This window comes from Gemmatimonadaceae bacterium (assembly GCA_036273715.1).
Taxonomy (GTDB): domain Bacteria; phylum Gemmatimonadota; class Gemmatimonadetes; order Gemmatimonadales; family Gemmatimonadaceae; genus JADGGM01.
Genome location: DASUHB010000028.1, coordinates 57,610 through 81,761 on the forward strand (window position 1 = coordinate 57,610; position 24,152 = coordinate 81,761).

Genomic DNA, 24,152 nt, shown 5'->3' on the forward strand with positions numbered 1-24,152 from the left:
CAAAATGAGCCAACGACCACGCTCTCTCAGATACGAGTACGAGCTGTTCGTCGAGCGGGAAATCGAGAACTATAAGGAATCGATTCCCCGCAGCGCGATCCTCAAGATCGGCGACGATGCGGTGGCTGCCTTGCAGTCCGAAGCCCAATTGGCGCTCACCGAAATCCTGCTATGCGCGGAAGTCGACCGCATCATTCAAGGTCGGCTGCGTCTCCCATCGTTTGCGACCTGGCGAAAGCGAAGGCTCAAGGCGCTCAAGGAGTTCAGTCGCCCCGAGCGCTGGGGATTCCGGGCTGATTCCGCGCTTGCGCGCGCCGCGCTCTCGACATCCGAGGGTCATGTGCTCGTTGCCGGCGTGAGCGCCGAGGGCACCGCCATCTATTTAGCGGCGAACGGATGCGCGGTGACCGCCGTAGATACCACCGAGGATGTGCTCGAGCGCGTGTTGAACGCCGCAGCCGAAGTCGGCCTCACCAGTCGTGTTCGCTGCGTTGGAGAGGACCTCGCCAACTGGTCGCCTGACCGACCGCTCAACGCAGTAGTCGTCGCCGCGGCCGCATTGAGTGGACTGTCGAGCGTCGAACGCGCGCGCGCCATCGAGCTGCTTCAGCAAGCAACCACAGCAGGCGGTGTTCACGTGGTGGAGGGCGCGGTTGGAGGCGAAGCGCTTCCAATTGATGAGCTTCGCGACCGCTACCGCGGCTGGCACATCACGGTTGAGCGCGGCAGCGTTGGTTTAGGCAGCACGGGCGAGACCTTCTTCGCCCGTAAAGAGGTCGCGTAGCATTTGGACACGACGAACGATCGACGAAGCGTGTCATTCCGCGTCGCTGGGCTCCCGGTCTGGGGAGCCTTTTTTTGTGCAACTCGTTGTCTGATCGCGTGTTGACAGCGCACGCCGAAGGTGGCACGTGCGGTGCTTTGCGGCACAGTGCTCCGCGCACCAGCGCGAGGTCAATCAACGAGGGGTGATCGATGGCCGCAAAGAATGACGGACACAACCACGATAATAAGATGAGTGTCGAGCCGGTCGGCATCGTCATCTCGAACGGCAAGCGCGATGAGCCGACCCCTGCGTTCTGGGCGTACATGTGGGGACCAGCGCCCGAGCAGGAATCGGCGGGCAAGACACCACGGGCAGCCTGAGGACCCGGGCTCCTCGATCGAGTCGACGCAGCTCTGGTGGTAAGAAAAGAAGGCCGGCGGTTCGCGCCGGCCTCTTTTGTTGTTCTCAACTGCTACGACTAACTGGCTACTTCCGCTTCTTCGCGGCCTTCCGAGCGGTCTTCTTCCGACCACCCTTGCGAGCGGACTTCTTTCTCGCGCCTTTTTTCCGTGTTGCCATGGGTTCATCTCCACTGAAGGAGTGTTAGTGCCGACCGATCCCCCGGTGGACCGGCGGCGATGTGGGCAAGCACCATGAGCGCCCGCCGCACGTCTAGCCGACCTCGATGATGAGGTCGATGGAATTCGACATCGCACGACACATCAGCACGAACCGCGAACAATCATCGACTCCGATGGCGCGCGATCGCTCGCGCAGCGGCGTTCGCACATCCGATTTGCCGCGTTAGGACGGCGCGCGGTCCATCGACGATCGTGATGCCCGCGGTGTTACCGATGCACGTTGGTGTACGAGATGCATGTGCATTGCGCACGATCGACAGTGGGGATGTATCCGATGCAACAACGCCGTGCCGACGGACGCCGGCGCGGCGACGAGTGACGATGAGGCGGGAATGAAGCGTTGAGTGAGACGGGGACCGTGTCGGTGCGCCGCTCACGAAGAGGTTGGCGACCGGCTTCTCTGATCTGTGACTGCGGAATCGAAGTATTATTCGCGCCACTCACGAACCTCGACCAAGAGATCACGACGTGCGGCCCGCGGCCCTTGCGCGAATATAGGAACGATGAAAAACGCACGCAATAGCATGAACGCAATTCGTCGCACAATTCGTGCATCGCGCACGGATGGCCAACATCGATGAACGACGCGCACATCGTCGTCATCGGCGGCGGGTTCGCCGGCGTTGCAGCCGCGGTGTCGCTTCGCGCGCGCGGCGCGCGAGTCACGATCATCGAAGCACGCGCGACACTCGGCGGTCGCGCTCGCAGCGATGTGTTGGACGACGTACCGATCGACATCGGGGCGCAGCTCATCACCAGCGGATTCACTCGCACGGTCCAACTGCTCGGCGCGCAACTGGAGCGTGGAGCGGCGCACGACATTGTCGTGCGCGACGGCGCTCGACTCCCGCTGCGATTCGGATCGCTGCGCAGTTTGCTCGCGTTCGGCGGACTGAGCGCGATGGACAAGATCCGACTCGGCACGCAGCTGTTGCCGGTGCTCGCGCGTCACCACGACGCGCTCGATGCATCCGGCGCGCGCACGCCGGCAACGTTGGACACGGAAAGCGTCCGCGCGTTCGTCGATGCGCGTATCGGACCAGCCGCCGCCGACACGCTCGCCGAGCCGCCTTGCAATGGGTTCTATAACCTCGCGGCGTCCAACGTGTCGTTAGCGTTTTTTCTCACGCTCGGCCGCTACGGTAGTGACGGCGATACGCTCGCACCGCGGCAGGGCTGGTCCGCCGCGTTGGGCGCCGCGCTGGGCGGCGTCGAGGTCGTGCGCGACACGAAAGCAGCCGAGATCGACGTCGAGCACAGCACCAGTGGCCGCACGTCCGTGTCGGTACGAGATGCATCGGGGCGTGCGTGGGATGCGGAGGCAGCGGTGATCGCGACGGATCCGCGCGCCGCGCACGCGCTGCTCGCACCGCACCTGCCGCCCGACGCGGCCCTCGCTCGCTGGCTCCGCTCGATTCCGGTTCGCGGCACACTCACGTTAGCGCTGGCGCTCGATTCGACGCCCCCTCACGATGCGTTTGGCGTGTTCCAGGATGTGCGCGCGGCAAAGATCGTGAGCGCATGCGTCGTGCCCGGCGCGAAGCACGCCGCGCACGAAACCCGCGATGCCGTGCTCGCCTGGTTGACGCCATCGGCGTACGACACGCTGCACGACGCGTCGTCCGAGTCGATCGTGTCGCACATGCTGCCCGAGGTCGAAGCACTCGTTCCTGAGGTACGCGATCACATCACTCGCGCGCGCGTCTACCGCTTCGAACCCGGATCGCCGGCACCGTTCGTTGGATACGTGAGCGATCGAGTGCATGGACGCGCGTTGGCGAATGCGATTGCGCTCCCGGTGGCGCTTGCAGGCGACTATCTGACGACACCGCTCATCGAAGGTGCGGTTGCGAGCGGCGAGCAGGCTGCCGCGCGCATCGCGCAGATCGTCGGACTCGGTTAATCCGGGCCGCTGCGCGCATCGGTTTCGGTGCGCGCGATTTTGTAGTATTAGAGAGCATGGCTGACGATTCTCGAGCGATGTCGCACGCGTACGCGGGAGAGGGTTGAGTGGATCTCGAGTTAGAGGGAAGGGTCGCGTTGGTCACGGGTGCATCGAGCGGACTCGGCCGGGCGGTTGCGCGGGAACTGGCGATCGAAGGCGCATCGGTAGCCATCGTTGGGCGGCACAGCGAACCGTTGAATCGAGCGGCGAGCGAGATCTCTGCAGAATCACGACGACGTGTGCTGCCGTTGACGGCAGATGTCACGGATGGTCCAGCGATCATCGCGGCGGTGAAGGAAGCAAAGCAAACGCTCGGGCCGATCGACATTCTCGTGGCAAATGCGGGTGGTCCGCCCGCCACCGACATCGAAGACACGACCGAAGCGCAGTATCGCGCGGCGATCGAGCTCAACCTGTTCGCATCGATCCGTCTCTCGTATCAAGTGGTTGCCGGCATGCGTCGCCGCCAATGGGGACGCATCATCTTTTTGACGTCGACCGCGGCGAAGCAACCGATGCAATCGCTGGTGCTCTCGAACACGGCGCGCGCGGGATTGGCGGCGTTCGCCAAGACGCTGGCCACCGACTGCGCGAAAGACAATGTGCTCGTGAACACGATTCTCACAGGACACTTCGACACGGATCGCTCGATGTCGTTGGCCGCCGGCCGCGCGCGCCGTGAAAATCGTTCGCTCGACGAAGTGCTCGCCGAACGGCGGCGCGGGATACCCATTGGCCGTTCGGGTCATCCGGGCGAGCTCGCATCAGTCGTGGCGTTTCTCGCGTCGGAGCGGGCGAGCTTCGTGACCGGAACGGCCATTGCCGTCGATGGCGGTCAGATCGGCACGGTGTTCTGAACGGCGAGCGACCAACGGGCCGTCGTGCCGAGTTCCCCTGGCATCATCGGCGGTCCAGCAACAGCTTTCCCGCGCGCCGGTGTGATGTGGGTGCCGTGTGAACGCGGATGTTGACCATCGATTGGAGCCATAGATCGCGTGAGAGCGCTCGTCAAAGAGACTGCAGCCCCCGGTTTCACGTTGAAGGATGTTCCCGAACCAACGATTCGCGACGACGAGGTGCTGATTCGTGTACGTCGCGCGGGTGTCTGCGGGACGGACGTGCACATCTACGAGTGGGATGACTGGGCGCGCGGCCGATGTCATCCGCCGTTCGTCGTTGGGCATGAGTTCGCCGGCGATGTCGCCCGCGTCGGCTCGCTGGTGGTGGACGTTCACGTCGGCGATCGGGTGACGGCCGAGGGGCACATCGTCGATGGGCGATGTCTACTGTGCCGGACGGGCAATGCGCACGCGTGTCCGTACACGAAAGTGATCGGCGTCGACCGCGATGGCTGTTTCGCGGAATACATCGCCATGCCCGCGACCAACGTGTGGCATCTCGACGATGACATCTCGTACGACATCGGCGGCATTCACGACCCGATGGGCAACGCGTTCCACACGGCGCTCACGGCGGAGATTCCCGGCGCGACGGTGTTGATTACGGGGTGCGGGCCCATCGGCATCTTCGCGGTCGGGATCTGCCATGCAGCGGGCGCGTCGCGAATCATTGCCTCGGATGTGAACGAGACGCGACTGGCGCTCGCGAAGCAGATGGGTGCGGACGACGTGGTGCATCCGGACGAGCTCGAGCGCACGGTGAAGCGTTACACCGATGGTCTCGGTGTGGACGTCGTGTTGGAGATGTCGGGCGTTCCGTCGGCCATTCATCAAGCGTTCGCACTCGTGCGCCCGGCGGGTCGCGTCCAGATGCTCGGTGTGCCGGCCAAGCCCATGCAATTCGATTTTGCGACCGAGCTGATCTTCAAGGGTGTGACGGTCTACGGCGTAACGGGACGGCGGATGTACGAGACGTGGATCCAGATCACCCGATTCTTGCGATCGCGCGAGTTCGATCCGACGCCGGTGATCACGCACCGCTTCCCGCTCGAGTGCGCCGACGAGGCGATCCACGCCATCAAGAGCGGCGAGGCCGGCAAGGTGATCTTCGAGATCGCCTAACGCGCGCACCCTTCTCTTTCTCGAACCTGCCGTGAATCCGAACTTTGCGACGCAACTGAACGGCGCCCTCGACGCGTTCAAGCAAGACGGTGTCTACAAGCGGCTCAACTATCTCGAGTCGCCGCAAGCCGCGCACGTGCGCATGGAAGGACGCGGCGACGTGCTCATCCTGTCATCCAACAACTATCTGGGCTTGTCGGCGGAGCCGGCGGTGATCAAGGGCGGCGAGGATGCGCTCGAGCGCTTCGGCGCCGGCACGGGCAGCGTCCGATTCATCTGCGGCACGTTCACGATCCACCGCGACCTCGAACGCGCGCTGGCCCGGTTCGTCGGCACGGAGTCGTCGCTCACGTACGTGTCGGCGTGGAATGCGAACGAGGGGTTCACCGCGACCGTGGTCGAGGAAGGCGACTTCGTGATTTCCGACGCGCTCAACCACGCGTCGATCATCGATTCGATCCGCTTGGCGAAAGCGATCACGAAGGTGACGACCGCGGTGTACAAGCACTCGGACATGGGCGACCTCGAAGCGAAGCTCGCCGCGGCCGGCGGCGCGCGGCGGCGGATCATCTGGACCGATGGCGTGTTCTCGATGGAAGGAGACATCGCGAAACTGCCGGACATTCTGGAGCTCGCGCGCAAGCACGATGCGATCGTGGTGATGGATGATTCGCACGGCACCGGAGTGTTGGGCACGCGCGGCCGCGGCACGGCCGAGTATCACGGTGTGTTGGGCGAGGTCGACGTGATCACGTCGACGCTCGGTAAGGCAGTGGGCGGCGCGGCCGGCGGATTCACGGCGGGCGCGGCGGCGCTCACCGATTATCTCACGCAGCGCTCGCGTCCGCAGCTCTTCTCGAACGCGCTGCCGCCGACGGTCGCCGGCAGTGCGCTGGCCGCCGTGACGTTCATCGAGCAGCATCCCGATCGCGTCGAGCGGCTGCGCGAGAACACCGCGTACTTTCGCGGCGCGATCACGGAAGCGGGGTTCAAGCCGATCCCGGGCGAGACGCCGATCGTCCCGATCATCGTCGGTGAAACGGCGTTAGCCATCAAGATGAGCGAGATGATGCTGGATGAAGGAATCTTCGTGACCGGCTTCGGCTATCCGGTGGTGCCGCAGGGCCACGCGCGCATCCGCTGCCAGTTGTCCGCGGCGCACACCCGCGACGATCTCGACACCGCCGTGCGTGCGTTCCGGCGGGTCGGCCAGGCGCTGGGACTCGTCTAACTCAGTTAGAGGGCGCCCAGGGTGAGGTGGACGATGACGCGCTTCCAGCTGGCGACGTCGTCCGCCTCGACCCGCTGCACACGCGCCTGACACCGGCCGCCGTCCAGCATCCACGGCACGAGCCAGCCCGACACTGCAAACGGCAGGTGCCCAACGACGTCGCCGCCGGCGGCATGCACCCACACCGCGGGGTTGTCCGTGCCCGGCGGATCCGGGACGAGAATCAGCGCATCGCCCGCGCGGAGCCGGTGCACGGTTTCCATACGCCGGCCGAACACGGTGCCGTACACCGCGCTGTGAAACTGCTCGACCGGCGGATACATGGCGGCGGCGTGCTCTTTCATGCTGTTCACTCCCTCTGGGATTCCGCCCCGCCCGATCACGCGTCTTTCGCCAAGCTGGCGGACGCGACGCTCGCGGTCAAGCAGATGGGTTCGCCCGGACGAGCGACGGCAAGCAGTCGATCGGGGGATGTCAGGATGACGGAGCCGTCCGGCCTGCGTGACCACTCTGCGTCACTCTCGTCTCTGACATGACCTTAAGCGCCATAACAGGACTGTTTTCCAAGGCAAGACCCGCACGCACGTCCCCAGTTCTTCCAAGTCCAACTACTCAGCCCTCTCCTTTTTCACACATGAGGAGTTTCACCATGCGCACGGTCCGGTGGATGACTTCCGGGCTCGCCCTCGTGGCGCTGCTACCGGCGGTCGGTGCGGCCCAGTCGAACCGACCCTTCCAGGACTCGTGGTTCTGGGGAGCGAAGGCCGGCCTCATGACGTTCTCGACGACGACGGTATCGAACCATGTTGCTCCGTCGATCGGGTTCGACATGATCGTCACGCGCAGCAAGGGCGGTCTCTACATCTCCGGCGAGCAGGATTTCTTCAATACCACGTCGGCGGTGACAGACAACCAGGGGAATAGCTATCGCGTCGCGATGAAGGACATGCGGCGGTACAGCGCGGCGGCCTTGGCGTTTCCAGTGGCATGGGGGAGCTTCCGTCCGTATGGCGGCGTCGGGTTTTCGATGAATCTGATCCAGCAGGTTGGACAGATCGATCAGCCCGCGGATCCGCTGGTCGAGCCGCAGATCCAGGATCAGCTGCAGAACAACCGCGACAGGATTTCCTTCATGGCGCTCGCCGGACTGCAGGCGTCGTATCGCCGGTATTCGTTGTTTGGCCAGGTGACCTACATGCCATCGGCAGCGAACTTCCTGTTGAATGGCCGGTCGACGTACATGTTGGAAGGCGGAATCCGGTACAACTTCGGGTCGTCGATCGATAGACCGGAGTAAAAGCCGGAGAGTTAAGGCGGACAACAGGCGGACACAGACAAGACGGGCGACGGACGTGCATCAGCGCGGGATCGCGGTCACCACGGTGTCGATGAGACGAAGGACGTTGGCGCCGAGGACTTTGCGGACATCGTCGTCGCTGTAGCCGCGATCGAGGAGCGCCTGCGCGATGCGCGGGTAGGCCGTGACGTCGTCGAGGCCGGCTGGCGTTAGGCGGATACCGTCGAAGTCGCTGCCGAGTCCGACGTGGTCGATGCCGGCAACGCGGGCCACGTGGTCGATGTGGTCGATGAGGATGGAGAGCGGCGTGGGCGGAATGCGCGCCAGCAGATCCTCGAGCCGGGCGGATCGTTGCGCGGCCGTGCCGGCCGGCTCGGCTTCGGCTCTGGCTTCGGCAGCATCCATCGCGGCGCGCATGCGCACCTCAATGAAGCGCGAGTAGAAGTTGACGCAGATCACGCCGCCGCGCGCGGCGATGGCGCGCAGCTCCTCGTCGCTGAGATTCCGCGGATGGTCGGCGAGCGCCCGGGCGCTCGAGTGGGACGCGATGACCGGCGCCTGCGACGCGGCGAGGACATCGATGAGCGTTTCGCTCGACGTGTGGGACACGTCGACGAGCATGCCTAACCGATTGAGCTCGGCGATCACCTGGCGGCCGAACGGCGTGAGGCCGGCGGTGCGGGTGGATCCGGAGCCGATCGACGATCCCGCCCAGTGGTTTCCATTGTTCCACGTGAGCGTGAGGTAGCAGGCGCCGCGGCGCTTGAGCTCGCGAAGATGGTCGAGCGAGTCTTCGATCGCGTGTCCGCCTTCGACGCCGATCAGGATCGCGACGACGCCGTCGGCCTTGGCGCGCCGGATGTCGGCGCCGGTGGCAGCAAAGCGGAGCGCGTCCGGTCTGGCGTCGATGAGCGCGTGAATCGCGTCCGTGCCGGCCAGCGCGCGCTCGAATGCGGCGCCGGCGCCGCGTTGGGCATAGGGCGCGTCGACCCACGCGGCCAGCACCTGGGCGGTAATGCCCGATTCAATCAGCCGCGGCACATCGGTGTGGCCCTCGGACGGCGAGTGGCGCACAGCCGGGTCATATCCCTCGTCGAGCATCTTCGTGGCGAGGTCGTTGTGCGTGTCGATGACGATGGCATCGCGGTAGAGGCGCGCGGCGCGCTCGGAAATTCCCGGTGTCTCTTCAGCGCGCATGCGCACGCCGCGGGTGGCGCGGCCTGGGGCTCGGTGCGCGCGAGACGAACGGGTTGTCCTTGATGTACCAGCGGAGCGGCCAGTCGGCGGCGCGGCTGATGCCGATGCGCGGTGACACGGCGACGTTCGCATCGGGCACCGGCTTTCCGCGCAGAATCGAGAGCGGCGGACGGTCGAGGCGAGCACCGCTGGCGGCGCCGGTGATCGCGAGCGCCGCGCACAACTTGCCCGGTCCGTTGGTCAGGTCGCGATCGGCCATCGCGGCACCGCGGCGGCGGCGCATGAGCTCGAGTCCATCGACCGGTTCGAGCGCTCGGACGAGCACGGCGCTCGGCAAGCCTTCGCGCCGTGTGACCGCGTTGAAGCACCAGTGGACGCCGTAGATGAAGTAGACGTACGCGATGCCGGGCGGGCCGTAGAGCCACCGGGTGCGTTGCGTTAGGCCTGCGGCGGCGTGGCACGCGCCGTCGTGCTCGCCGAGGTAGGCTTCGGTCTCCACGATGCGGCCGGCGGTGATGCCATCCGGGGTGACGGAGCGCAGCACGGCGCCTAACAAACCGCGGGCGACGAGCTCCGTGTCGCGGTCGTAGAACGACCGCGGCAACGGGCGCCCGAGCGCCGCGATGCGAGAACGCCGCGCGGTGCGCGCGGCGTTCTCGGTCATCCCTCGCCTCCGGCGGGCGGGGCTGTCGGCTCGGCCGTTTTCTTTCGGGCCCGTCCGCCGCCGGATCGGCGCGGTTTGGCGGGCGCCTCGGTCTGGGCGGGGGCGGCGGCAGCGGTGGCTGTCTTGCCGCGTGTGCGGGCGCCGGATTTGCCGGCGCGACGGCCGCGCGGGCGCCGCGCCGGCGCGGTGTCGGCGACGGCCTCTGTGCCGGCCTCCGGAACGGCCTCGGCGGCCGGCTCGGGCGCGGCTTCCGGTTCGGCTGGCGTTAGGCCAACGACGCCGACCGAGAAGAGATCCGGCGGCAGCTCGCCGGCGCGGCTGGTGCGAAGTCCGCGGTGGCGCATGCCGCGGCGCAGGGATGCGGCGTTGGCGACGCTCCGTTGGGCCTGGCTCGCGTCGGTTGCTGCATCGGCGGCCGGCGCGGCCGGCGCGGCGGCAGCCGCGCGGGCCGCGGCGGGCGCCACCTCGTAGTCCTCGCCGTGGAGGCGGAGGTCGATCCGTTCCGCATCGTGCGCATCGCGCAGGATGCGGTGGAAGAACCGCTCGTTGAGCGACTCCGAGTCGCGGCCGAGGAGCTCGCGGGCCGCACGCCTAACGACGGACGCGGGCACGGGTTCGGCGGACGTGGCGCCGACCTGGGCGACGGCGCGCTGGACCAGGTCGAGGGCTTCCTCGCGGGTGAGGCGCTCGCCCGTCATCTCGGCCGTGGGCGGAGCGGCGACGGGCTCGGCCATGGGCGGCGCGAGGTGGGCGTCGCGCGCCGCTGCGGGCGCCGGGGCGCCGCGGTTGCGGTCGCGTCCGCGACCGCGGCCGCGGCGGCCGCGGCGCGCCGTCTCCTCGGTGCCGTTCGCGCGCTCCTCCGTTAGTCCGTTAGGCGCGGACGCGCGCGGCGCCGCAGGCGCCGCCGCGGCCGCACCCTCGCCCGCCGCGTCCACCTCCATCTGCCCATTCTCGAGCTTCGTCAGCTTGAGCAGCCCGCGCTGGGCCGCCTCGGTGACGAACCGCGAGAACTTCGCCATACCGAGGTTCTTCTCGTCGAACGAATTGTCGATGTCCTGCATCACCTGCTTCAGGCGGTCGGCGCGCATCACATCGCCGTTCCGCTTCATGCGGGACACCGCTTCCACCACCAATTCCCACGGATCGCGCGAAACGTGTTCGTCCTCGCCGGACTTCACCAAGCCGGCAAGCGCGTTGTAGCTGTAGTACTCGTCGCAATTCATGACGAGCAAATCGCTCGACGATTCGCGAATGCCGACGCCGATCACGTACTTCCCGTACTCCTTGAGCTTGACGACGAGACTCGAGAAATCGGAGTCGCCCGACAGCAAGATGAATGTGCCGATCTCCGAGCGCGTGAACACGAGCTCCAGCGCATCGATCGCCAACCGAATGTCGGTCGCGTTCTTCTTGGAGGAGCCGTACGCCGGCGCGAAAATGAGGTCGATCGACGCTTCGGTCAGCGGCACGATGTACTGCGGATAGCGCCGCCAGTCGGCGTACGCGCGCTGCACCGCGACTTTGCCTTTGATGATGTCCGACGAGAGCAGATTACGAAGTTCGTGTCCCAGGTCGGAACGGATCCCCATCGTGACGTTGTCGAAATCGATGAGGAGCGCGGCATTGGGCGCATGCACGAACGGCGGCGCGCCGAACGACTGCGCCGCCATGGCTTGCGGACCTCGATGCACGGGAGTGACCGGAATCCGGGACGGCGCCGGTCGCATGTTGCGTGAGTTCATGTGCTTCCTATCGTAGCAGTGTATTCGAGCGACACCGTGCGCTCGAGCTCCCGCCGCTTCACCTTCCCGCTCCCGGTCATGGGGAAAGTGTCGAAGAAGCGGACGAGATCAGGGAGTTTGTAGTCGGCCATCGTATCGCGGGCGAAATCTTTCAATTCGTCGCCGGTGATGACCGCGCCTTCCACTGGCACGACGCACGCGCAGACCAGCTCGCCCATGACATCATGGGGAACACCGATCACGCAGACGTCGTCGACTGCAGGGTGAGCGCGCAGAAGGTCTTCGACCTCGCGCGGATAGATCTGATATCCGCCGCGCACGATCGTTTCCTTGGTGCGCCCAACAATCCGCAAATAGCCTTCCTCGTCGATGATGCCGAGATCACCAGTCAGGAAGAAGCCTTCCGGGGAGAACGACCGGGCGGTCTCCGCGGGCATGCGGGCGTAGCCTTGCATCACGTTCGGGCCCCGCACGGCGATTTCGCCGACTGCTTCGGGGCCGTGCAGTGCACCAGTCACGAAGTCCACCGCTTTGATCTCGACACCCGGCAGCGGGCGACCCACCGTCGTGAGGCGCTTCTCGTCGGAGTCGTTGAAGCGAGTGATCGTCACCGTCGGCCCCGTCTCGGTGAGGCCATATGCCACCTGCACATCGCACCACCGGCGGATGCGGCGCACGAGATCTTCGTGGACCGGACCGCCGGCAACAACACCGGTGCGGAGATGCGGGAACGCGCCGGGATCGAATCCGGGCGACCGCATGATGAGGTGGTAGATCGTGGGCACACCGTGCATCACGGTCACATTTTCGCGTCGCAGCAAGTCGATGGCGCGCTCGGCGTCGAAGGTGTCGAGCAACACCACCGTTGCGCCTGCGGCAAGCGTACCGACCACGATGCTGAAGCCGAAGATCGTGAATAGCGGCACCGAGACGAGCACGCGATCGGCGGGTTCCACCTCGAGTGCTTCACCGGTGCGCAGTGCCGTTTCGACAATGGTCCGGTGCGACAGTCGCACGCCTTTCGGTTTACCCATCGTGCCCGACGTGTACAGCAGGGCGAGATCGGAGTCGTCATCGACCTCGGAGTGCGACGGAAGCGCGCGCCCTTCCCCGCTCGACAACAGATCCTCGAAGCGGAAGATCCTGTCATCGTACCACAACTCCTCGTCGCCAACGGTGACGAGGTACAACAGGTCCGGCAGCTCGGCGATAATGTCCTCGAAAATCTGGAGGTAGTCGATGCCGCCGTGTCGTTCCGCCGCAAACACCGCGGACACCTCGGCGTGCCGCAGCTGGTACTTGAGCTCGTGGTAGCTGAGCCGAGCATTGAGCGGTACGATGGTGGCGCCGAGTTTGGCGGCGGCGAGCAGGGTGATCACCCACTCGGGCCAGTTGGGCATGACGATGGCGATGCGATCGTCCGCTTCGATGCCCAGCTCGCCCAACGCGGCGGCGAGCGCAGAGGCCTTCGCATCCACCTGTCCATAGGACCACGTGCGTCCCCCCGCGACCAGCATGGCACGATCGGGGTGTTCCTCTGCGCGCGCGCCAAACGTGCGTGCGAGGGTCCACGAGGTCGACATCAGTCTCGGACTAAGGGGCGGATCACGATTGCGTTAATCTATAGCTAGTTACGCGACGCGGGTAGACGGTGCCCGGGGTCGCGGCCGAGATGCATCCTGGTTTTCAGCATCGAGCGACGAGCCTCTTTTCAGTTAATTTCCTCTCGATCACCACGCTGCCCGCATTCGCGGCTCGAGAGAGGACATGTGAGTCGCTTCACTTTTCGTACGCGCGTACTCCTGTATCTGGTGCTGTTCGCGGTGATCCCGTCCACCCTTTTGATGGTGGGCGGGGCCGTCGTCGTCAGCAGCACGCTACCGGTGTTGAGCGCGAGCAAAGCGTGGGACAACGTAGCGAACACGGGGCGTCGAGCGATCGATGCGGCGCGGCAGGCGCCGCTGACGAGCGCGCAGCGCGCAGCGGTAGACGCGCACGAACGGGAGCTGGCCGCGTCGCTCGTGCAGGCAAAGCGCGTCGGGTACTTGACGTCGCGCATTGTGGTGCTCGTCATTGTCACTGCGCTGCTCGGATCGCTGTTGGTCGCGCTGCTGGCATCGCGCGTTGCGGGTCATTTGAGCCGGCAGCTGAGCCGACCACTCGGCGAGATCGTGGCGTGGGCGGATCACATCGCGCGGGGCGAGCCGTTACCAGCCGGTCCGCCGCGGCGCGGCGCTCCGGAGTTCGAGTTGTTGCGACAACGGATGCGCGCGATGGCCGCGGATCTCGAGGCGGCGCGCACGCGCGATCGTGAGGCGAGCCGGCTGGAAGCGTTTCGGGAGACGGCGCGCCGGGTGGCACACGAGCTCAAGAATCCGCTCACGCCGATTCGATTGGCGGTGGCGCGGCTCAAACGTGACTCCGATCCGCGTCTTGTCGACGTAGTGGATGTATTGGAGACGGAGTCCCGGCGGTTGGAAGAGATGGCGCGGAACTTTGCGCAATTCGGCCGGCTGCCGGAGGGACCGCCGGCGGCGGTCGACGTGGGCGAGCTGGCGCGGTATGCGGCGCGCGCCATCGCGACGGACCGCGTGCCGGTGCGCGTGTCGGTCGAGGAGGACGTTCCGTTAGTGACGGGCCACTACGATGCGCTGGCCCGCGCGCTGTCCAATGTCTTGATGAATGCGGTGGACGCGTGCCGCGACGGCGGCGATGTGGCTGTGCGGGTGGCGCGCGCGCATGCGAACGGGAATGGCGTGGTTGGGGATGCGGTCGAATTGTGCGTGCGAGATACGGGGTTAGGGATCGCGCCGGACGCGCTCGCACGGATCTGGGATCCGTACGTGACGCAAAAACCCGGAGGCACGGGCTTGGGGTTGGCGATCGCTCGGCAGACGGTGTTGGCGCACGGCGGAACTGTGGATGCGACGAGCCGTCCCGGCGAGGGCACGGAGATCCGGTTGGTGCTTCCCATCAACGAGACGCCGGCGGCGCCGGCGCTGGAGGAAACGATACGTGGGTCCTGATGTCCTGGTTCCTATCAGCGGCATGCTCATGATCATCGCCATCGTGGTCGGATTTCCGTTGGCCCGGGCGCACGCCAAGCGCATGGAGCGCGGCATCGATCCCAAGGCGCTGCCTAACGACCTAACGGAGCGCTTGACGCGGATGGAACAGGCCATCGATTCGATGGCGGTTGAGATCGAGCGCATTTCGGAGGGACAGCGGTTCACGACCAGGCTGTTGTCGGAGCGTGCGCCGGACTCGCTGCCGGCGAACGCGCAGCGCGGCGTGCCCGGGACGGCGGCGCCGCGCGTGCCGGGCAGCAGCGACGCGCGCTAACGCGCCCTAGATGACGCCCAAGGGCGAGATTCTCATCATCGACGATGAGCCCAACCTGCGCCGGATGGTGTCGGCGCTGCTCGTCGCCGAGGGCTACACGACGCGGGACGCGAGCTCCGGGACGGCCGGGGCGACGTTAGCACAAGAGCGCGAGCCCGACGCGGTGCTGCTCGATCTCATGATGCCCGGCGAGCTCGACGGGATGGCGACGCTCACTCGTCTGCGCGAGCAGCTCCCCGACGTACCCGTGGTGATGATGAGCGGGCGCGCCGGACTGGCCGACGCGGTCAAGGCGACGAAGCTCGGCGCCTTTCACTTTCTCGAGAAGCCGTTGACGCCCGAGAGCGTGCTGCTCACGCTGGGGTCGGCGCTCGAGCTGCGCCACGCCCGGCGCGAGGCGCGGGCGCTGCGCGAGGACATTGGCCTAACGAGCGAGATGGTGGGCACGAGCCCGGCGATGGCGCGGGTGCGGGCCCTCATCGAGCGCGTGGCGCCGACCGATTCTCGCGTCTTGATCACCGGCGAATCGGGCACCGGGAAGGAACTGGTTGCGGCGGCGATCCATCGGTTGAGCGCGCGGCATGCGCGGCCGTTCATCCGCGTGAACAGCGCGGCGATCCCGCGCGATCTCATCGAAAGCGAGATGTTCGGCCACGAGCGCGGCGCGTTCACCGGCGCGCTGGAGAAGCGTATCGGCCGCTTCGAGCTGGCCGACACCGGCACGCTGTTTCTCGACGAGGTCGGAGACCTGGGCGCAGAAGCGCAGGCCAAGCTGCTCCGCGCGATGGAGGCAAAGGAGATCGAGCGCGTGGGCGGAGCGAAACCGATTCCGGTGGACGTGCGCATCGTCGCCGCGACCAATCGGGATCTCGAACGCGCATCGCGCGACGGCACGTTCCGGGAGGATCTGTACTTCCGGCTCAACGTGATTCCGCTGGCGCTGCCGCCCCTGCGCGAGCGTCCGGCGGATATCACGCCCCTGGTGCTGCACTTTTCGGCGGTCTATCGCGCGCGCAGCGGACGACCGGCGCCGCGGTGGAACGAGGACGCGCTGGCGCTGCTGCAGCGGCACCGGTGGCCGGGCAACGTGCGCGAGCTGGCAAACATCGTGGAGCGGCTGGCGATCTTTCACGCCGGGGAGGATGTGCGCGCGGCGGACGTCGGCCAGGTGCTGCGGATCGAGCCGGGCACGGAGGCGTCGCCTGACGCGCCGCCGGACGCGGCGCAGCTCGATCGGCCGCTCAACGATGCGCTGGACGAATACGAGCGGCTGCTCATCCTGCGCGCGCTGTCGATGACCAATGGGAACGTGACCGACGCGGCGCGGCGCCTGCAAACGGACCGGCCGAATCTCTATCGCCGCATGCGGCGGTTAGGCGTGGACTGGGGCGGCGGCTCGTGAGGCGCGGCGCGTGGATCGCCGCGACATGCGCCGTCGCGGGCGCGCTCGCCGGCGCGCGCGTCGGCGCGCAAGCCGCCGACACGGCGCAGCGCATCGATTCGCTGAGCTACGACGATGCGTCGGCGGTGGCCTATCTCTACAACCAGCCGGCGGCGCTGCGGGTGACCAAGGCCACGACCATCGCGCAGGACCAGACGGTCGAGGGGAACGTGGCCGTGCTGGACGCGCCGCTGGTGATCGGCGGCCACGTCACGGGCCGGGTGGTGGTGATCAACGGCGACGTGACGCTGCTGCACGGAGCGCGCGTGGACAGCGAGCTCGTGGTCACCGGCGGCACGGTCGATGGCGCGGACAGCACGAGCGTGGGCGGCGCGATCAAGATCTACGCGCCGCGCCTGGCGTACCGGGTCGAGGGCGACGAGGTCGTCGCGCTGCGCGACGAGTCGCAGGGTGTCGCCAGCTGGTTCCGTCAATGGAAGCGGCGTCACCTGCGCACCCACAACCGCGTGGTGCTCCGCAGCGGGACGTACAACCGCGTCGAAGGGCTGCCGGTGATCCTGGGCCCGCAGATCCGGCAGAATTCCTCGCTCGGCCCCTTCAGCATCCAGGCGTTAGGCATCTACCGGTCGGCCGATCACTTCGCCTGGAAGGCGGACAACCTCGGCTACGATGCACAGGCGGAGCTGCAGCTCGGCTACGCGCGCGGCGTGGCCTTCGGCGCCGAGGCGTTCGACGAAGTCGAGCCGGTGGAGACGTGGCAGCTGCGGGACAGCGAGATCGGGCTGGCATCGTTTTTCCTCAAGCGCGACTACCGCGACTACTACAATCGCAAGGGCGCGCGGGGCTACCTCGCGCTGCGCGATGGCACGACGCTCTCGCTCACGTTAGGCTTGGGCGAGGAGCGGTGGCAGCCGCGGGCCACACGCGATCCGTGGACGTTGTTCCGCACGGACGGGACCTGGCGGCCCAACCCGGTGATGGATGCCGGCACCTTCACGCTCGCGACGGCCGAGGTGCGCTACGACACACGGAACGACCGCGACAATCCGTGGACCGGGTGGCTCATCACGGCGGAGCTCGAGCACGGATTCAGCAATCACGTGGTCCTCGGCCCGGCGTCGACGGTCGTGCGTGCGCCCTCGCCGGATGGGCAGCCGGTGCCGGTGGCCTACACGCGCGGCGTGCTCGACCTGCGCCGATACAACCGCCTGTCGCCCGAGTCGCAGCTCAACGTCCGGCTGTTCACGGGCGGCTGGTTAGGCGGCGATCCGCTGCCGCTCGAACGCCGTTTCTCGTTAGGCGGCTCGGGCTCCCTGCCCGGCTACGACTTCCGGCAGCCGCTGGCGGGCGAATCCGACGTGTTGTCGTGCAGCGCCGGCCAGGCCATTCCGGGAACGCCGGCGCAGTGCGACCGCGTGCTGCTGGCACAGGTGGAATACCGCGGCGATCTGCACCTGCACCTGTTCGGCGACTGGGGCGCGCAGAGCGGCAGCGGCGGCTGGAGCTGGACGTTCTATCATCCGCTGCAATGGGTGCTGTTCAGCGATGCGGGGCGCGGCTGGCTGCTGCATCAGCTCTCGCCCACGGGCGGAATCGAAGATGCCAGCGCATTTCCCCTGCGCGATTACAAGGCCGACGTCGGCATCGGACTCGATGCGGAAGTGCTCGGGGTGTTCGTCGCAAAGTCGGTGACCGACTGGAAGCATCCGGTCAACGTGGTCGTCCGACTCCGGCATCGCTTCTGAGCCGTGCGGCTCGCATTCGTGGCGTGCCTGGCGCTGTGCATTGCGGCGCCGATTGCGGCGCAGCGCGATGCGCGCCTGCAGATCGCGCTGCCACAGACAGCGGCCGAAGGTGCGGTGCCGTCGGTGAGCGCCACGCGGGTGCTCGACGACAGGAGTCTCACCGACCTTCTGCACAGCGGCTTCCCCGCGCGTCTGCACTATCGCCTCGAGTTGTGGGCGTCGGGCGGCTTGTTCGACAACCTGCAGCGGCACACCGAGTGGGACGTCATCGTTCGCTACAATCCGCTCGAGCGGCGCTACAGCGCGACCCGCATCGAAGGCGACCGCGTGACATCGCTCGGCTCCTCGACCGGGATGGCCCGGGTGGACTCGGCGTTGGCGAAGCCGTTCGTGCCGAAGATCGCACCGCCGACGGGGCATGGTCGCTATTACTGGACGGGCACGCTGGATGTCGAGATGCTGTCGGTGAACGATCTCGACGAAGTGGAGCGGTGGCTGCGGGGCGAGTTGACGCCGGCGGTGCACGGCGAGAAGAATCCGGGCACTGCGTTAGGCCGAGGGGTGACGACGCTCATCACCCGTGTGTTAGGCGGTAAGCAGCGGCACTACGAAGCGCGGACGAGGGAGTACCGGGAGTGAAGGCGGACAGGCCAGCGTCGTCCGCCCTCCGGTCCGCCCCTAGTCAGGCCATGAGGGTCCGCGACCGGCGGATCGTGTGGCCCGACTCCAGCAGCTCCAGCTGGTGCAGCGTGTCCTCCCCGTAAAACAACTTGATGTACTTCGACTGCGTCGGGGTGAGACGGCGCACCGCCCAGCTCAGGTGCACGAAGTGCGGCTCAACCGGCGCGGTGAGCGGGTGCATGCCGATCTCCTCCGGCATACGGTTGCCCTTGCGCGTGTTGCACGGCGAGCACGCCGTGACGACGTTCGTCCAATCGTTCGTGCCGCCGCGCGACATCGGAATCAGGTGATCGCGCGTGAGCGATTCCCGGGGACGCAGCTCGGCCGCCGTGCGGCCGCAGTACTGACAGCGATAGCGGTCGCGCGCGAACAGGAACGTGTTGGTCACCTGGCGGCGGAACCGGCGGGGCACATGGATGAACCGCACCAATCGGATGACCGCCGGGCGCGGCAGGGTCAGACGCTCCGAGTGCACGAAGCGACCGGCATCGGCCTCGATGATCTCAGCCTTGCCATCGAGGACCAGCCGTAAGGCGCGCCGCATTGGAACCATCGTGAGCGGCTCGAACGAAGCATTCAGCGCCAGACAACCGACGACCACGGAACCCTCCGATTCTACCTACGAAAACTCCCGCCACGGTCGTCAGGGCGGGAGCGGGTCCTCTAGCGTGACACGCCGCGAGTAGCATGGCGCCGCGATGTCGCGGCGCATACGCCCTCTGTTACACTGACGAGACCGACAAAGTGCTGTAACTCGGCAAACCCCAACCGTTTTGCCGACAGCTGTACCGTTCGGGCGCGGCGCCGCACTAACGCTCGGCCTCCGCAGCCACCGGCAACGGTGTCAACCATCCATACCGATCTTCAATCCGACCGGTGGCAATCCCCATGAACTGCTCCTGAATCGCGCGCGTGATCGGGCCCGGCTTGCCGCTGCCGACCTGAATGCGATCGACCGAGCGGATAGGCGTGAGCTCGGCAGCCGTGCCCGAGAAAAAGAGCTCGTCCGCAATGTAGAGCATTTCCCGCGGCAGGGTCTGCTCGCGCACCTCATGCCCGAGATCCTGCGCGATGCGCATCACCGAATCGCGCGTGATTCCGCTCAGGATCCCCGACGACAATCCCGACGTGTACACGACACCATCACGGATCAAGAACAAGTTCTCGCCGCTCCCTTCGGCCACGAAGCCGAAGGAGTCGAGCATGATGCCCTCCGAGTACTTGTCCAGCCGCGCTTCCGTCTTGGACAACTGCGAGTTCAGATAGTTGCCGCCCGCTTTGGCCAGGGCCGGGAACGTGTCGGGCGCGGCACGGCGCCAGCTCGAGACGCACACGTCGACTCCGTTAGCCAAGGCGTCGTCGCCCAGATAACTCCCCCATCGCCACGCGATGACGAACGTCTCGACCGGTACATCGACTGGGTACACGCCCATCTGCTCGCCGGTGCGAATCACCACCGGCCTCAGGTAGCAGGCGCGCACGTCGTTGGCCGCCACTGTATCGAGACAGGCCTGCGCGAGCGCGTCGATGCTGTGCCGCATCGGCATTCGATAGATGCGACACGAGTCGTGCAGACGCCGGATGTGATCCGGCAGACGGAACACCGCAGGGCCGGCCGGCGTGTCGTAACAGCGGATGCCCTCGAACACGCACGACCCGTAGTGGACTACGTGGCTCATCACGTGAATCGTGGCGTCATCCCAGGGGACTAACTGCCCGTCCCGCCATATCTTGGTCGTGCGTCCGTTGATGCTGCTTTCGGCCATTGCAGGTCTGGTGAGGGAAAGTCAATAATACTCTATGATAACGCGCTGGCCCGTGGCCGGGGAATAGCCGGCGCGTCCGATGGTATGAACGCGCGCAGCTCGGCCGCCGCCCACGCGAGATCTTGCACCCGCAGCGTGCGCACGGGATTGAGCTCTGACAGGGTGCGAGGCACCACAATGAGCACGGGGCCGGAACGCTGGTCGCAATGGATCCTTCTCCTGGCGGGCGTCGCAATCGCGGCGGCCGGCAGGCGCGCCGTTGCGCAGCAAGCGCCGGCGTCGGCCGGCGAAATCACAGGGGTCGTGTTCGACAGCCTCGATGACGAGCCATTGGGCGACGCATCGGTGTTTCTCGTCGGGACGTCGTTGTCGGCGACGACGAATGCCGACGGACACTTCGTCTTCGAGTCGGTGCCGGCGGGTTCGTATCGCGTCGCCTTCGAATCCCGGGATCTCGACGCCATCGGCGTCACGCCTAACCCGCAGTCGGTGGCGGTGCGCGCCGGCGTCGTCGATACGGTCGTGCTCTTCGTCCCCTCCGTGTCGACGCTGCTCGACGCGATGTGTCCGGCGAGCAAGGCCGCGGGCGGACAGAGCATTCTCATCGGCAGCGTGCACGATGCAGACACCGGGGTGCCGGTCGCGTCCGCGACGCTGACGCTGTCGTGGTCGGACCTCGTCGTAGAGAAAAAAGGCGTCGTCCAGACGAATCACGTGGTGCCTGTCACGGCGACAGCGGACGGGTCATACGCGGTATGCGGAATTCCGGGGGACGCCGTCGTGACAATGCGGGCGGTTGCCGGCCGGCGCGCGAGCGGCATGCTGTCGGTGACCATCCCGGCCCGACGGCTCGTTAGGCAGGACGTGTCCGTTGCACCGGGTGCGGACCCCGTGGCACCCGACGAGACGGCGCGCACGGCATCGCTGGATGGAGTCGTGACTGACACCGCTGGTCATCCGCTCGCCGGCGCCCAGCTCGAGCTGGCCGGCGTTCCGGGCGCGGCCCGAGCGGACGAGCAAGGTCATTTTCGGCTGCCGTCGCTTCCGGCCGGCAGCTGGGACGTGCAGGTCCAGCGCATCGGCTTCCTGCCGAGTCGAGTCATCGTCGTGCTGCATCCGAATCGAACGACGACGCGGTCGTTCGCGCTGCGTGTTGCGACGACAGTGCTGGACACGGTTCGCGTGCAGGCGCGGCGGCATGACGCGTACGCGTTGCAGCAGAAGGCGCGGCAGTATCCCGGCGCGACGTTCTTCAACAGCGCCGCCATCGACTCGCTGCATCCGACGCAGATCACCGACATTTTGCGGCGGGCGCGCGGCGTGCAGCTGGTGTATCCGGACTCGGGCGGGCCGCCGCTGGTGCAGATGACGCGCTCGCGCTTCTCCGACTTGATGCACGCGGGCATCTGTCCGATCGAGTATTACGTGGACGGCGTCCCGTTCCAGATGGAGAACAGCCCGGATGCCTACTTCAAGCCGGGCGAGATCGCGGCGGTAGAGGTGTACGACGGGGCCGCGAACGTGCCGCCCGCGTACGCATCGGCGTCGTCGGCGTGCGGCGTCGTGGTGATCTGGACGAAGCGCGCCGGCTCCTAACGCCTAACCGTCCGCCAGGTGCGCGGCGAGGCGCGACGCGGTATCGCGTACGCGATGGGGCACCTCGCGGTCGCCGCTGAGCACGCGGCCGTCCACCGCGTGCAGCACGCCGGCGACGGTGACCAGCCGGGCCGGCGTGCCTCCTAGCGCAAACACCGCCGCGGCCTCGGGGTTGGCATCGCCGAAGCCGGCCGGCAGCGGGAACGCGGCGAGATCGGCATCCTTGCCGGGCTCCAGCGATCCCACGCGGTCGTCGAGTCCGAGCGCGCGCGCACCGCCTAACGTGGCCAGCGCCAGCGCGTCGTGCGGCGGGAGCGCCTCGGGGCGGCCCGTGCGCACGCGTTGGGCGAGCGCGGCGGCGCGGGCTTCCTCGAGCAGATCCATCCGGTCGTTGGCGGCCATCGAGTCGGAGCCGAGTCCGACCGCGACGCCGGCGGCCAGCAATCGCTCGAGCGGTGCGATGCCGTGGCCGAGCTTGGCGTTGGACACCGGGCAGTGCGCCACGGCGGCGTGCGCCGCGGCGATGGCGGCAATGTCGGCGTCGTCGATGTGCACGGCGTGGATGAGCAGCGGGCGCGCGCGCAGCACGCCGAGCGATTCGAGGAGCGCGATGGGGGATCGCGCGCGCGGCGCGATGGTGATGCCGCGGCGGCGCAGGCCATCGGCGAACGGTCCGTCGCCGTCGCGCACGAGGCGCGTTTCCGCGTCGCTTTCGGCGATGTGCACGGCCAGCGGGTAGCCGGCGCCGGCGGCCGCGATGAACAGCGGATCGCTCACCGTGTACGGCGCGTGGGGCGAGATGCCGAGCCGCACGAGGAGCGTCTGCCGGGGCTCGAGATCCGTTAGGCGCAGGCGCAGCGCGGCGATGGCGCCGGCGACGCGCGACGCATCCGGCGACGGCGAGAACACTTCCTGGTACACGATGCCGCGCACGCCCATCTCGCACATCGCCGGGAGCGCGGCGCCCGAGTCGCACGTATCGGCGTACGTGGTGACGCCCGCCCGCAGCCCTTCCGCGATGCCTAACCGCGCCGAGTCGAGGTAGCGTTCCGGCGTCATCACCGAGACTTTCGCGGACTGCAGCCGCACGATCCAGTCGCGGAACGGGACGTCGGGCATGAGGCCACGGAACGCCGTGAGCTCGAGGTGCGTGTGGGCGTTGACGAGCCCCGGCAGCAGGACCGCGTCTTCGAGGTCGACGTCGCCGCCCGGCGGCGCCGATCCGCGCGGCCCGACGTACGCAATGCGCGCCCCGTCGACGGCGACCGTGCCGTCGTGGATGGACGGCGCCGTGATCGGCACCACCCACCGCGCGTGGTAGCGCTTCACCGGATTGCGTTAGGCAACGGCCGGCGCCGCCGAACCGGTGGTGCCGCCATCGCTAGACGCGCCATGGACGCGAGCCGTGCACCGCCGGATCGTAGAGCGCATCATCGGGCGCGCCGATCGACCGCGTGAGCGCGAGCGAGAACGAGATGTCGCCCACCTGGTCGGGCCGGTGTCCGTCGGAGCCGAGCGACAGGCGCACGCCGCGCTCGAACGCGCGTCGCACGAAGCGCACGTGCGGCCGGTATCGCGATGAGACCTCGAACGCGATCCCGGCGTGGTAGAGCGCCTCCACGGCCCGTTCCTCGCGCGGTTCGGTCCACAGTTCCTCGATCGGATGGTCGCGCAGCGAGAGCGGCACGAGCGTGGGGTGCGCCAGGATGTCCACCGGCATCTCGCGCGCGAACTGCTCGAGCGATGCGAGGTGCGCGTCCATGTACGCTTGGGGCTCGAGACCTTCGGGGAACCGGCGGGAGAACATGTTGAGCGGCCGCTCGAGGCCGGGCACGACCACCGCGTGCAACGACCCGATGTGGTGTGTGAAGCGCGCGGCGAGGTCGGGCGGAATCTCGCGCCACAGCGTGTCGTGCCAGCAGAACTCGCCGCCGCGCCCAACGGGATAGTCATCCAGCGTGTCCAGGTACGCGCGGGCCGCGTCGACGCTCGCGATCGCCCCCTTCACGTCGCGCGAAATGTGGTCGGCGACGCTCGGCCTCACGCCGCGGGCGCGGACGGCGGCGACGAGCTCGGCGGCATCGAGCGCGCCGTCGGACATCGTTGTGTGGGCGTG

Annotated in this window: 22 protein-coding genes; 13 read left to right on the forward strand and 9 right to left on the reverse strand. The window is 67.2% G+C overall.

Translation table 11 applies throughout. The annotated features are described in order from the left end of the window. Positions 1-4 precede the first annotated feature (4 nt). The 6 genes from VFW04_04800 to VFW04_04825 all read left to right on the forward strand — a co-directional run bounded on the left by VFW04_04800 (position 5) and on the right by VFW04_04825 (position 6,604). Positions 5-784, forward strand: a complete 780-nt coding sequence (locus VFW04_04800; GenBank protein ID HEX5178621.1) for a hypothetical protein — start codon at positions 5-7, stop codon at positions 782-784. A gap of 191 nt (positions 785-975) precedes the next feature. After that, on the forward strand, positions 976-1,146 hold the full coding sequence (locus tag VFW04_04805; protein HEX5178622.1) for a hypothetical protein: 171 nt from the start codon (positions 976-978) through the stop codon (positions 1,144-1,146). Positions 1,147-1,984: 838 nt separating this feature from the next. Beyond that, positions 1,985-3,310: an FAD-dependent oxidoreductase gene (locus VFW04_04810; protein ID HEX5178623.1), complete on the forward strand. Its 1,326-nt coding sequence runs from the start codon at positions 1,985-1,987 to the stop codon at positions 3,308-3,310. Between the two features lie 107 nt (positions 3,311-3,417). Continuing rightward, the gene (locus VFW04_04815) at positions 3,418-4,209 is read left to right on the forward strand and encodes an SDR family oxidoreductase (GenBank protein HEX5178624.1); all 792 of its coding nucleotides are present in this window, start codon (positions 3,418-3,420) and stop codon (positions 4,207-4,209) included. 138 nt (positions 4,210-4,347) lie between these two features. Further along, positions 4,348-5,373: an L-threonine 3-dehydrogenase gene (gene tdh / locus VFW04_04820; GenBank protein ID HEX5178625.1), complete on the forward strand. Its 1,026-nt coding sequence runs from the start codon at positions 4,348-4,350 to the stop codon at positions 5,371-5,373. Positions 5,374-5,404: 31 nt separating this feature from the next. Continuing rightward, on the forward strand, positions 5,405-6,604 hold the full coding sequence (locus VFW04_04825; protein HEX5178626.1) for a glycine C-acetyltransferase: 1,200 nt from the start codon (positions 5,405-5,407) through the stop codon (positions 6,602-6,604). A 5-nt stretch (positions 6,605-6,609) separates the two neighbouring features. Here the strand turns inward: VFW04_04825 and VFW04_04830 are convergent, their stop codons facing one another. Then, a complete protein-coding gene (locus VFW04_04830; GenBank protein ID HEX5178627.1) occupies positions 6,610-6,948 on the reverse strand; it encodes a hypothetical protein in 339 nt (112 codons plus the stop codon). 305 nt (positions 6,949-7,253) lie between these two features. Between VFW04_04830 and VFW04_04835 the strand changes: the two genes are divergently transcribed. After that, positions 7,254-7,901 carry a hypothetical protein gene (locus VFW04_04835; protein ID HEX5178628.1) on the forward strand — a complete coding sequence of 216 codons (648 nt, stop codon included), beginning with the start codon at positions 7,254-7,256 and terminating at the stop codon, positions 7,899-7,901. A 60-nt stretch (positions 7,902-7,961) separates the two neighbouring features. Here the strand turns inward: VFW04_04835 and VFW04_04840 are convergent, their stop codons facing one another. The 4 genes from VFW04_04840 to VFW04_04855 all read right to left on the reverse strand — a co-directional run bounded on the left by VFW04_04840 (position 7,962) and on the right by VFW04_04855 (position 13,087). Then, positions 7,962-9,098, reverse strand: a complete 1,137-nt coding sequence (locus tag VFW04_04840; protein ID HEX5178629.1) for a dipeptidase — start codon at positions 9,096-9,098, stop codon at positions 7,962-7,964. Next, positions 9,088-9,762, reverse strand: a complete 675-nt coding sequence (locus VFW04_04845) for a DNA-3-methyladenine glycosylase (GenBank protein HEX5178630.1) — start codon at positions 9,760-9,762, stop codon at positions 9,088-9,090. The genes VFW04_04840 and VFW04_04845 overlap by 11 nt, the downstream gene beginning before the upstream one ends. Then, entirely contained in the window at positions 9,759-11,432 is a 1,674-nt protein-coding gene (locus VFW04_04850) for an NYN domain-containing protein (GenBank protein HEX5178631.1), read from the reverse strand. Before VFW04_04850 ends, VFW04_04845 begins: the two co-directional genes overlap by 4 nt. Positions 11,433-11,500: 68 nt before the next feature. Continuing rightward, positions 11,501-13,087, reverse strand: coding sequence for a class I adenylate-forming enzyme family protein (locus tag VFW04_04855; GenBank protein HEX5178632.1), 1,587 nt, complete (start codon positions 13,085-13,087; stop codon positions 11,501-11,503). A gap of 186 nt (positions 13,088-13,273) precedes the next feature. Here VFW04_04855 and VFW04_04860 point away from each other — a divergent pair, with 186 nt between their 5' ends. From VFW04_04860 to VFW04_04880, 5 genes are read left to right on the forward strand one after another with little or no spacing between them, the layout of a single operon-like run. Continuing rightward, positions 13,274-14,530 carry a HAMP domain-containing sensor histidine kinase gene (locus tag VFW04_04860; protein ID HEX5178633.1) on the forward strand — a complete coding sequence of 419 codons (1,257 nt, stop codon included), beginning with the start codon at positions 13,274-13,276 and terminating at the stop codon, positions 14,528-14,530. Then, a complete protein-coding gene (locus VFW04_04865; protein HEX5178634.1) occupies positions 14,520-14,846 on the forward strand; it encodes a hypothetical protein in 327 nt (108 codons plus the stop codon). The genes VFW04_04860 and VFW04_04865 overlap by 11 nt, the downstream gene beginning before the upstream one ends. Before the next feature lie 10 nt (positions 14,847-14,856). Further along, positions 14,857-16,248: a sigma-54 dependent transcriptional regulator gene (locus VFW04_04870; protein ID HEX5178635.1), complete on the forward strand. Its 1,392-nt coding sequence runs from the start codon at positions 14,857-14,859 to the stop codon at positions 16,246-16,248. Next, positions 16,245-17,993, forward strand: a complete 1,749-nt coding sequence (locus VFW04_04875; GenBank protein HEX5178636.1) for a hypothetical protein — start codon at positions 16,245-16,247, stop codon at positions 17,991-17,993. Before VFW04_04870 ends, VFW04_04875 begins: the two co-directional genes overlap by 4 nt. 3 nt (positions 17,994-17,996) lie before the next feature. After that, positions 17,997-18,632: a hypothetical protein gene (locus VFW04_04880; GenBank protein ID HEX5178637.1), complete on the forward strand. Its 636-nt coding sequence runs from the start codon at positions 17,997-17,999 to the stop codon at positions 18,630-18,632. 43 nt (positions 18,633-18,675) lie between these two features. On the opposite strand, the gene VFW04_04885 is transcribed toward VFW04_04880, so the two are convergent. Beyond that, a complete protein-coding gene (locus tag VFW04_04885; GenBank protein ID HEX5178638.1) occupies positions 18,676-19,275 on the reverse strand; it encodes an HNH endonuclease in 600 nt (199 codons plus the stop codon). 208 nt (positions 19,276-19,483) lie between these two features. After that, positions 19,484-20,440, reverse strand: a complete 957-nt coding sequence (locus tag VFW04_04890) for a branched-chain amino acid transaminase (GenBank protein HEX5178639.1) — start codon at positions 20,438-20,440, stop codon at positions 19,484-19,486. Between the two features lie 177 nt (positions 20,441-20,617). Between VFW04_04890 and VFW04_04895 the strand changes: the two genes are divergently transcribed. Next, on the forward strand, positions 20,618-22,036 hold the full coding sequence (locus tag VFW04_04895; protein ID HEX5178640.1) for a carboxypeptidase regulatory-like domain-containing protein: 1,419 nt from the start codon (positions 20,618-20,620) through the stop codon (positions 22,034-22,036). 3 nt (positions 22,037-22,039) lie between these two features. Here the strand turns inward: VFW04_04895 and VFW04_04900 are convergent, their stop codons facing one another. After that, the gene (locus VFW04_04900; GenBank protein HEX5178641.1) at positions 22,040-23,365 is read right to left on the reverse strand and encodes an amidohydrolase family protein; all 1,326 of its coding nucleotides are present in this window, start codon (positions 23,363-23,365) and stop codon (positions 22,040-22,042) included. Between the two features lie 52 nt (positions 23,366-23,417). After that, positions 23,418-24,137: a hypothetical protein gene (locus VFW04_04905; protein HEX5178642.1), complete on the reverse strand. Its 720-nt coding sequence runs from the start codon at positions 24,135-24,137 to the stop codon at positions 23,418-23,420. Between the last annotated feature and the right edge of the window lie 15 nt (positions 24,138-24,152).